General features: G+C 42.3%; 9 protein-coding genes and 1 tRNA gene. All 10 read right to left on the reverse strand.

The features are described 5' to 3' along the window. Positions 1-76: 76 nt before the first annotated feature. Positions 77-2,551 carry a TonB-dependent receptor gene (locus tag Q3A68_RS23060; RefSeq protein WP_302903511.1) on the reverse strand — a complete coding sequence of 825 codons (2,475 nt, stop codon included), beginning with the start codon at positions 2,549-2,551 and terminating at the stop codon, positions 77-79. Positions 2,552-2,690: 139 nt separating this feature from the next. Next, complete coding sequence (gene pth / locus Q3A68_RS23065; RefSeq protein WP_302903512.1) at positions 2,691-3,251, reverse strand: aminoacyl-tRNA hydrolase; 561 nt, start codon at positions 3,249-3,251, stop codon at positions 2,691-2,693. A gap of 150 nt (positions 3,252-3,401) precedes the next feature. Next, positions 3,402-3,980 carry a 50S ribosomal protein L25/general stress protein Ctc gene (locus Q3A68_RS23070; RefSeq protein WP_302903513.1) on the reverse strand — a complete coding sequence of 193 codons (579 nt, stop codon included), beginning with the start codon at positions 3,978-3,980 and terminating at the stop codon, positions 3,402-3,404. Between the two features lie 105 nt (positions 3,981-4,085). Beyond that, complete coding sequence (locus Q3A68_RS23075; RefSeq protein ID WP_302903514.1) at positions 4,086-5,027, reverse strand: ribose-phosphate pyrophosphokinase; 942 nt, start codon at positions 5,025-5,027, stop codon at positions 4,086-4,088. A 128-nt stretch (positions 5,028-5,155) separates the two neighbouring features. Beyond that, positions 5,156-5,226 (reverse strand) — tRNA-Gln (locus Q3A68_RS23080). Positions 5,227-5,337: 111 nt separating this feature from the next. Beyond that, entirely contained in the window at positions 5,338-6,294 is a 957-nt protein-coding gene (locus tag Q3A68_RS23085; protein ID WP_302903515.1) for an acetyl-CoA carboxylase carboxyltransferase subunit alpha, read from the reverse strand. 128 nt (positions 6,295-6,422) lie between these two features. Beyond that, on the reverse strand, positions 6,423-7,172 hold the full coding sequence (locus Q3A68_RS23090; protein ID WP_302903516.1) for a hypothetical protein: 750 nt from the start codon (positions 7,170-7,172) through the stop codon (positions 6,423-6,425). A gap of 37 nt (positions 7,173-7,209) precedes the next feature. After that, complete coding sequence (locus Q3A68_RS23095) at positions 7,210-8,922, reverse strand: HAMP domain-containing sensor histidine kinase (protein ID WP_302903517.1); 1,713 nt, start codon at positions 8,920-8,922, stop codon at positions 7,210-7,212. Continuing rightward, entirely contained in the window at positions 8,919-10,049 is a 1,131-nt protein-coding gene (locus Q3A68_RS23100; protein WP_302903518.1) for a sensor protein KdpD, read from the reverse strand. The genes Q3A68_RS23095 and Q3A68_RS23100 overlap by 4 nt, the downstream gene beginning before the upstream one ends. A 120-nt stretch (positions 10,050-10,169) precedes the next feature. Then, the coding region (locus tag Q3A68_RS23105) for an outer membrane beta-barrel protein (protein ID WP_302903519.1) at positions 10,170-10,670 on the reverse strand (501 nt) is incomplete at its 5' end.

Raw genomic sequence — 10,670 nt, forward strand, 5'->3', positions numbered from 1 at the left:
CGACTTCCGACTTCCGACTTCCGACTTCCGACTTCCGACTTCCGACTTCCGACTTCCGACTTCCGACTTCCGACTTCTAATTACCGTTTCCGCTTGAACTTTTGTTCCCTCCTTTGGTATCATCGTTCTCGATGCCGTGCTCGTTCTTTTTAATGTTACCATTGAACTTACCAAACTTAAAGTTGACCCTGAAAGCAAATGATCTGTAATAATTCTGATTATAAGACGACTGGTAGAAGTCGTTTGAATGAACGGTATTACGGAATGTATTGTATTTGCTATAAGGGTTATTGGCAACTAACACCAATGTCAGCTTACGTTTGAAGAACTCTTTTGACACCAGATATTGATTAAAGATAAAGTTACTCGAGCTACCTTGCAGGTTCACGTTACCACTGAAAAAGCCTGCATTAAATGATAGAGCAAAACCATTATCAAACTTGTAGCGCAGGTTACCAAATGCATTGCCTGTAAAACCGTCATTGTGATATTCTCCCCCGTCGAATTTACCACTGAGCCAGACATGGTTTACCTGGCCGTTTAATCCCAGCGTAAATCGCTTGGTCAGATTCATATTGGTATGCACATTTAGCCCCAGGGTTTTGTTAGCGCCGAGATTCTCAAAAGTGGTATAGGTAACTGTATCCAACTTACCGTTACTACCCGGTATTGTGCGCAAACTAGACACATTCTGTATCGAGTTGTTTGAGAAAGCATAGCTTAAGCCAATATTAATCGAGTTTTTTGTAAAGTTACTGTAGGTCAATTCAAAAGTATTATCAAGTTCGGGCTTTAATGCGGGGTTACCAGTATTGATAAAGGTTGGATTTGATTTGTCGGTAAACGGATTTAGCTGAAATATACCCGGTCGCTGTATACGCTGTGTGTAGCCAAAGTTCAGACTGCTGCTTTTAAAACTGCGTTGAATAGAAACAGACGGGATCAGATTATTATAACTTGGAGCAATAGAACTCCCCGCCGAAGTAAAATCAGCACTAAGAGCAGTATGCTCCAATCGCAAACCTGCCTTACCCGTCCATTTATCCATTTTTAACTGATAGGAATTATACACACTGTAGATATCCTGGTGATAAGTGAAATTATTGGTCAGTGTATCATTGCTCATGTACGGGTTATTAACATTGTAACGATCATCCACATGGTAATCGCTATAATTGCTCCTTAAAATAGCCTTAGTTCCGGCTTCGATAGATAACACTTTAGACAAAGGTGTTGCATAATCAATTTGTATGGTGTGATCCCGATCGCCTGCATCATTGTATTGCCTGTAATCAGGATTTTGCTGTATATTATATTGGATCCTGTCTGTCAGGACATTATCGTTATATTGCTTGTTAGGCGAATAGCTGTATTTGTAGGATATAGTCAACAATTCGTCTTTTGATTTTTTAAATCCAAGCTGATAGTTTATTGAGGCATCAAAACCTGTAAAGCTGCCATTACCAGTGTTATGCAAGGTATAAGCTTGTTTTGTTATGCCCAGGCTATCTATTAAAGAACTGGAAAGGCCATGCTGATCCTGGTTATTGCCAAAAAGATCGACAGACGCGGTAAGCAGGTTTAAGGTATCTATTTCATAACTCAATTCTGTACCGCCATAATGAAAGCGCCCCTTTTGTGTGGTCGTTCCGGACTGGTTTATATTCGTATTGGTAGCAAAAATATTTTCTATGTTTCCATTGGTATTTGTCAGCGTGCCATTGCTACCAAATCCGCCGAAGAATGACGCGCCGAATTTACCCTGCTTGACTGTACCGTTGATATTATAGCCCGCTCCAAAAACAGAATTAAAGCGGCTATTGAAACCAATGTTGTATCCCTGGTCGGCATTCCGTTTAGTGACAATATTAATGATCCCTGCCAAACCCTCTGCATCATATTTTGCAGGGGGCGTAGTGATCACCTCAATCTTTTCGATGTTGGTAGCAGGCATGGATTTCAAAATATCAGAGGGGTTTTTAGCTACCAGCGCCGACTCTTTACCGTTAATCAATATCTTATAATTACTGCTGCCCTTAAGCTGAATGTTATCGTTGCCATCAACGGTCAATAACGGCACTTTACGCATCATGTCCAGCACAGAGAGTGCTTTGCTGTCAGGATCGGCTTGTATATCATAACTAATTCGATCTACCTCCTGCTTCATTAATGGCCGGGCTGCGGTAACCGAAACCTCCTTCAACTGACTGGATGATGCAGCAAGTAATACCTTACCAATATTCACATCCGTACTACCCCCGCTTATAGCTACTGTTTTATTACGATAACCTACAAATACCAAAATGGCCTCATAAGTTTTGCCGGCTGGTGCCTTTAAAGCAAAAGTACCGTTGTCTTTGGTGAGGCCGCTTTTTATACCTGTATGTGTTTTTGAATCCTGTATGGCAACGGTTACATAACCCATTGGCTTATTATTAGCCGAATCGAGCACAGTACCCTCTATGGTAATAGTTGGTGCAGGGCCACCGCTTTGGGCAACTGCCAGGCCGGATAATAAGCAAAAAAATAAGGCAAGTAAAAAGGTTTTCATGAAAGGCGGTTTTCGGTAAGTGACGCCTGATTCGTTAAAGCGTTACAGCAAAAATGAGCTTTTAACAATTATTTAACTCTTTTTAACAAAAAATCCCCCTATTGGGGTGAGCCCGTATGAGGCGGCACGAAAGTAACTTTTATTTATTAAAGCGCGTCATGGTCAGCTCTGCCCCAATGGTTGCAAAACTTTTAATCATTTCGATAGAGCGTTCTATCAGGGCGGGAAGTTGCGGTAGTTCGTCGTCATCAAAGCCACTGAGGACATAATCTACTTGCTTGCCTTTGGGAAAGTTATCGCCTACTCCAAAGCGTAAACGGGCGTAGTTGCTATGGCCTAAAGTGTATTCGATATTTTTTAAACCGTTGTGACCAGCGGCACTGCCTTTTGGTTTCAGACGGAGAGTGCCTAAGGGCAGGGCTATGTCATCAACAATTACCAGGACGTTGTCGATTGGTATCTTCAGCTCTTTCATCCAGTAATTGAGCGACTTCCCGCTGAGGTTCATGTAGGTAGTCGGCTTGATGAGGTACAGCATCCGGCCTTTATAGGATACTTCTGTATAATAGCCCAGACGCATGCTATAGAATTTGGCATTCTCCTGCTTTGCCAGTTCGTCCAGCACCATAAAGCCAATGTTATGCCGGGTATCGGCATACTCCTGCCCTATGTTTCCTAAACCTACTATCAGATACTTCATAACTACCGGCTTTTGCCAAAGGCGTAAAAAGGTTTTGTTCTTCAAATTAAATGTGCGAAGATATTCTTTTCAAACAAAAATAGCGACGGGTATAAAACCCATCGCTATTAATCTGCGCAATCTTTCACCAATCGGCGAAATCATGCTAAATTATTTTTTACCAGCTTCCTGCTCAGCCTGACGCAGTGCACGGGAAGTAGTTACAGATACGATAGTATCTTCTTTTGCATTGGTGATAACTAATTTGTCGAATTTCAAATCACCAACACGAACTGACTTACCTACTTCAAGGTCTTCGATGCTCACGTCGATAGTATCTAAATGATCTTTAGGTAAAGCTTTGATACGCAGTTTACGCAGTTTTTGAACTAGTTTACCACCCATTTTGACACCTGGAGAAGTTCCGGTTAAACGGATAGGGATTTCAATAGCGATAGGCTTTTTCTCGTCCAATTCCAAAAAGTCAACGTGCAGGATCTGCTCAGTTAACGGGTGGAATTGAATGTCCTGTATGATCGCTGTTGATTTTACATTACCAACTGTAATGTCGATGAAGTGAACAACAGGAGTGTAAATTACTGGTTTTAACTCAGCTGCAGGTACTGCAAAGTGAGTTTGAGTTTTGCCACCGTAAAGTACGGCAGGTATCAAACCTTGGTAACGCAGCTCCTTGGCGTCGCGTTTCCCTACGTTCTCTCTTGGAGAACCGCTAATAGCGAATGATTTCATTTGTTTTTTATTTATCTATATTAAAAATCCATAGCCAATCGACCATGTGTTAATTATTCATTTCAAAAAAATCTATGGACTGCTGACCACAGACTATAAGCTCACTTATACCTTAAACAACTGGCTGATCGATCCGTGCTCGTTTACGTTCAGGATAGCCTTCGCAAACAGGTCGGCGGTCGACAGTACTTTAATTTTCCCGCTCGGATATTTCAGCGGAATGGTATCGGTTACGATCAACTCGGTCAATACTGACTTTTCGATCGTCTCGTATGCATTACCTGACAACACCGGGTGAGTACAAACTGCTCTCACGCTGCGCGCACCACGCTCCATGATCAAACCGGCAGCCTTTGCTAAAGTACCGGCAGTATCGCAAATATCATCTATCAGTACAATGTCCTGGTCCGTTACGTCACCTATCAGGGTCATCGATTCGATCTCATTGGCACGCTTACGGCGTTTATCACATATTACTACTTCTGCATTGAAAAACTTTGCAAAAGTTCGTGCCCTGTATGATCCGCCCATATCCGGAGAAGCAATGGTTAAATTTTCCAGACCCAGGCTTTTGATATAAGGCACAAAAATGATGGATGCATCCAAATGGTCAACAGGGATATCAAAAAAGCCCTGTATCTGCGCTGCGTGCAGGTCCATTGTCATAATCCGGTTGATACCCGCAGCCACCAACAGGTTAGCCACCAGTTTTGAGCCTATCGCCACACGGGGTTTATCTTTCCTGTCCTGACGAGCCAAACCAAAATACGGAATAACAGCGGTTACATAATGTGCCGATGCGCGGCGTGCAGCATCAATCATCATCAGCAACTCCATCAGGTTATCGGTAGGCGGATTGGTTGACTGGATGAGGAACACATCGCAGCCACGCACTGTCTCGTTGAAGTGCGGCTGAAATTCGCCATCGCTAAAACGGGATACCGCAACTTCACCCAACTCCTTACCATAAGCTATTGCAATTTTTGCTGCCAAATCGGTTGTTCCTGAACCGGCAAATAGTTTGATTGGATTAAATTGTAAAGGCATCTTTTTTTATTTCGGATTTCGGAATTACAATTTCAGAATTACTTTGTACCTGATTAAAAACAATTCGGATTTCAAATTATCAACCGGATAAATCCGACATTGAAAATCCGAAATCCGAAATTCCCTTGTTGCCCGACCAGGATTCGAACCTAGACAAACGGTACCAAAAACCGTCGTACTACCATTATACTATCAGGCAATCTCCACCCGGCATGTTGCCACTCCGAAAAGGAATGCAAATATAAGACGATTTTATTAAGTTCAAAAGCAATTTTAAAAAAAGTGCAAAGTGAGTATTAAGGGCTAAAAATTACTCTTCAACCACCACCCCCATCGAACAGAATTTATCAATTCTTTCTGTTACCAGTTCATCAATGTTCTTGCTTTGCAGCTCCTTTAGATCCTTTAGGAGATGCTTTTTCAATGTGGTTGCCATCGCAACAGGATCCTGGTGCGCACCGCCAATAGGTTCTTTTATAACGCCGTCGATGAGTTTGTTCTTGAACATTTCAGTCGACGATAGTTTCAAAACCTCGGCTGCACGTTCTTTATTTTCCCAGGTTTTCCAGAGAATGGTAGAACAGTTTTCGGGAGAGATCACCGAATACCATGAATTTTCGAGCATATGTACTTTATCGCCTATTGCCAGGCCCAAAGCACCTCCAGATGCACCCTCGCCAATGATCACGCAGATAACAGGCACCTTCAACACAGACATTTCCAACAGGTTACGGGCAATGGCTTCACCCTGCCCGCGTTCCTCAGCCTCAAGCCCAGGGAATGCCCCCGGAGTATCAATCAGGGTAATAACGGGTTTATTGAATTTCTCGGCCAGTTTCATCAGCCGCAAGGCTTTACGATAGCCTTCAGGGTTTGCCATACCGAAGTTACGATACTGACGTTCTTTCGTATTGCGCCCCTTCTGGTGACCGATAAACATAGCAGTGTGGCCGCCCATTGTACCAAACCCACCGATGATCGCCTTGTCGTCGCCAACTGTCCGGTCACCATGCAATTCAATAAAATCGTCGCACATCAACTCCAGGTATTGCAAGGTGTACGGCCTTTCCGGATGGCGGGATATCTGGACCCTTTGCCAGCCATTTAAATTGCTGTATATCTGATTTTTGGCAGTATCAAATTTTTCCTGCAATTCGTTTACCGTTGCAGACATATCCACCTTGGTCTTCTCTTCAACCTGCTTCACTTTATCAATCTGCTGCTGCAGATCAGCAAGAGGCTTTTCAAAATCAAAAGATATTTTCATATACTTTGTTAAGGGTCGCAAATTTAAGTAAATGAAATGGTAAAATAGTTGATTGAGTCGGATTAAGTTGATTAGGTTGAAGACTGCTTAATTAATCAACCACTTAAGCTATTGAACTACTAAACGGGTCATTTGTTTTTTTCCAAAGTTTCCAGTTTTTTTATCTGCGCAGGAGTTAAGAACTTTTCGGCATTATAACAGGCCATCAATATCGCTCCTTTCATTTCTCCGAAGTACAGTCCGGCGCGATTGGTATAAAAAATTAGTGAGCCTTCATCAATATAGCGGGAGTGAAAAAGGCTATCCAGCATCTTTTCATTGCGGATAATGTTAGTGCCCATTTCTATCTTTTTCCGATGCAATTCGTTTGAAAGTTTGGTTAATTGTCCTACTTGTATCGGGCTCAGGTCAAGCTGCTTCTTATATTTCAATACACTATCCGGAGACGGAAAATGGTTCAGGTCGCCTGTGAGCGCCATGCCATCCAGGTCATCGCCTTTCAGATAGGCATTGTATCTTAAGTCATTAATAGTTTTAACCGTCGAATGTTTGATTCCAGAATCAGCAACCGCAGCCGGTTTAGGTGCCGTTTTAGCAGGTGATTTCTTAGCTGTTTTTATTGCCGGTTTGTAACGTACTGAAGCACTATCAACCACAGCATGTTTCACTGCGCTATCGGCCGGATGTACTTGGACGACACTATCTATTGCTGCATGTTTAGCGGTATCAGTCTGTTTTTTGGCAGTCGTATCAACAGCCAAATGTTTTACAATGGTATCTGTTACAGCATTATTCTTCATGCTGTCTTCATGCGTTTGTGCAAAAACAGGCATAAAAAACAGCAGATATAACGAAGTGAAAAGTAGCCGTTTTAGCATAGGAATCACATTTCACTCCAAAAATGTTAATTATTCGCTAAATAATCTTTTTTAAAGTAAAATAAAATCTGCTGCCTTCGCCTAGTTCGCTTTGCACGCCAATTTTTCCTGATTGCGCTTCGATAAAGTCTTTCGCAATAGCCAATCCCAAACCAGTGCCTGTCTGTTCCATACTCGCTCCAGGCACTTTAAAATACCGCTCAAATATGCGCGGCAGATATTTACTTTCGATACCTCGTCCGTGATCCTGAACCGAGAACTCGACATCCTCCCCTTTCAATTTCTTGACATCCAGGTTGACAACCGATTTCTCATGACTATACTTTACCGCATTTGATAACAGGTTGATCAGTACCCAGGTGGTTTTATCCAGGTCGGCACGCACTTCGGGGAGGCTTTCGTCATAGTGTACAACTATGCTCACCTGCTTTTGATCGGCAGTAAATTTGATGGCTTTTATAGCATAATCCACTATATTCTGAGGGTGCGTACTGCCAAAATTCAGGTTCAATTTACCAGTTTCAACCTGCGCCATATCCAGTAATTCGCCGGTGATCTGCAATAAACGACGTGTGTCATCCTCAATGTTGCCGATCAATTGCTTTTGTTCGGCATTGACGTCCCCTATTCGCTTATCTTCCAACAATTTCAAACTCATTTTAATGGATGAGATCGGCGTTTTCAATTCATGCGATATAGTAGCTATGAAGTTGGTTTTTGCTTCATCCAATTGCTGAAACTCGGTGATGTTTTTCAGGATAATCACCTTTCCAATAACCTTATCCTTACTTACTACTGACAACATCTCTTTTGAGTAATAACTCTCCCGGTTATCGGCAAATATTTTGATCTTATTCTGACTGGTTAGCAACAAGTTTCTTAACAGATCATTCTCAAGTGCAACATCAGGTGCATACCTGCCAATGAGATTTGCTTCAGTGATACCGATAAGCGTGCAAGCTACCTCGTTGGCGAATATGATATATGATTTCTCATCCAAACCAATGATACCATCGTGCATGGAATTAATAATCGTCTCGATCCTTTTCTTCTCAAATAAAATACTAGCCAGGTTGCTGTTTTCATACTCGTCAAGCTTAAAGGTCATGGTATTAAAAGCCTGGGCCAGTTCGCCAAATTCATCATTCGATTTAAAGCTCAACTGCTGATGATAGTTCCGCTTAGCAATCTCTTTAATGCGCTCGGTAAGTTCTCTTATCGGATTAGCAATATAACCCGGGAAATTGATGATAAAACTAAATGCAATGAGAAATAAAAATGACCCGATCAGAGCGACAACGAGTGTTGCACTGCTTGCTGTTCCCTTTGCTGTCGCATTTTTATGCTGAATGGCACTCATATTCAACTGCATAATACCATAAAGCAATTTGCGTATCTGCAATCTTAAATCACTTTGCTTTTGCGCATTGTTACCCTGGAGTCTTAACTGTTCATATTTTGAACGCAAAGAATCGGTTAGCTGCTGCTCACCCGGCTCTGTAATATTATGCTCCTGTTTAACCAGGTTTTCTTCTATAATGGTAATCTGCTGATGATTGAGAGACGATTCGTTTTGATCAAGTGCATTTCCTATGTTTTTCACATATTGCAGGGTCTCGTAGTTGTCCTTCAATATCACGCCCGCATCAGCTGATAACCGGTTCAAAAACCAAATAGACAAGCCGCAGCAAATAAGTGCCAGCAGAAATAGAAAGCCAAAACCGGCTCTGAGTTTATTCTTTATAGTCATGACAGTATTACTAAATCGATGTCGGTTTTTGACATTTTCTTCAAAAGCTGGGTAAATACAGCTGTTTTCATTACCAACTGGTAGAATTTAAAATGCGGTTTGCCAATGCAAATGGTGGTGATATCATATTTATCAGCTGTTTCCCAGATTGTTTTGGCAATATTATCACTTTTTATCTTTAACACCTCTGCGCCTAATTGCGTAGCCGTTTTCATATTGTTGATCAGATGGCGTTGTGATGCGAGGTTGATCTTGTCGCTGCTCTCGTGCGAAGTTTGCACATAAAGCACATACCATTTGGAGCGATAATAGGAGGCCAAACGTGCAGTTTTGCGTATGATGATCTTAGCCGACTCATCATTGGTGCTGATGCATGCCAGAAACAATTCGGCCCGTAGCTTAATGTTCTTAGGTATCTCGGTATCAATTTTACGCTCCAGTTGATGAGCTACTTCTTTCAGTGCCAGTTCGCGTAATTGCAATATCCGTTCAGATTGAAAGAAGTTAGTTAATGCGATCGGTATCTTTTTCTCATCGTAGATTTTACCCTGTTTCAGTCTTTCTATCAATTCGTCAGCTGTCAGGTCGATATTCACCACCTCATCGGCCAATTGCAATACTTTATCAGGGATACGTTCCTTTATACTTGCACCGGTAATGCGTTCCACTTCTTCGTTAATGCTCTCCAGGTGCTGAATATTTACAGCACTGATCACATTGATGCCTGCATTTAAAATATCACGAACGTCCTGCCAGCGTTTTTCATTCTGACTACCTTCGATGTTGGTATGCGCTAGTTCATCCACAATAACCACCTCCGGGCGCAAGCTGATGATCGCGTTCAGGTCCATCTCCTCCAGCTCTTTGCCTTTGTAGAACAGTTTGCGGCGCGGGATTACAGGCAGGCCTTCTATCAGTGCTTCAGTCTCTTTGCGCTGATGCGTCTCGATATATCCGATCTTCACATCAATACCGCTTCGCATCAATGCATGCGCTTCCAGCAGCATCCGGTAAGTTTTACCTACCCCGGCACTCATACCGATATAGATCTTAAACTTACCACGACGTGAACGCTTGATCAGCTCAAGAAAATGTTCTACCGATTGTTCCTTATTTTCTTCGTTCATAATTGGCATTCAAAGTAGTAAGGGGATGATCTCCAGGCATCCCCTTTTACACGAACTCAATCAAACTAAATTACAAATTGTGCGCCCGTGTTTAATCTTCATGGCTATTATATTTAATCATTAGAAAGCATAAACAGCAGCAATTACAAACTGACCTGCTGATTTGGTTGGAGCGCCATCGCTGTCTGTAAATACCTGGTATTTAGCATTGTCAAATCTGATCTCAGGGATCAGAGTTAATGCACCTGCTTTAATGTTTGCTGTTGCAGTGATGCCCGTAACATTAGATTTTGGATTGGCACTCGTAGCTTTGGCTTCAAAATACTCGCCTCTGAGACCCAAAGTAACGATTTTAGAAACAGCTACCTGAGGATATAAAACAACACCGTCATAACCACCGCCGCCATGAGCCGGAGTAAAGGTTGCGCCATTTAAGCCTAATTTAAATGCATCGGTGATCTGATAAGCAGTGGTCAGGTCAAATATAGTTCCCGAAGTTGGACCTGAAGCTACGTTCAGATAAGCAGTCCAGCCTTTTACAGGAGCTACCATCAACTGGGCACCAAAAGTTGATACATCATGCTGCGCAGTATAGGTATTCCAGTTATCATTGAAGATGCC

It is taken from the genome of Mucilaginibacter tolerans (genome assembly GCF_030519375.1).
Taxonomy (GTDB): domain Bacteria; phylum Bacteroidota; class Bacteroidia; order Sphingobacteriales; family Sphingobacteriaceae; genus Mucilaginibacter.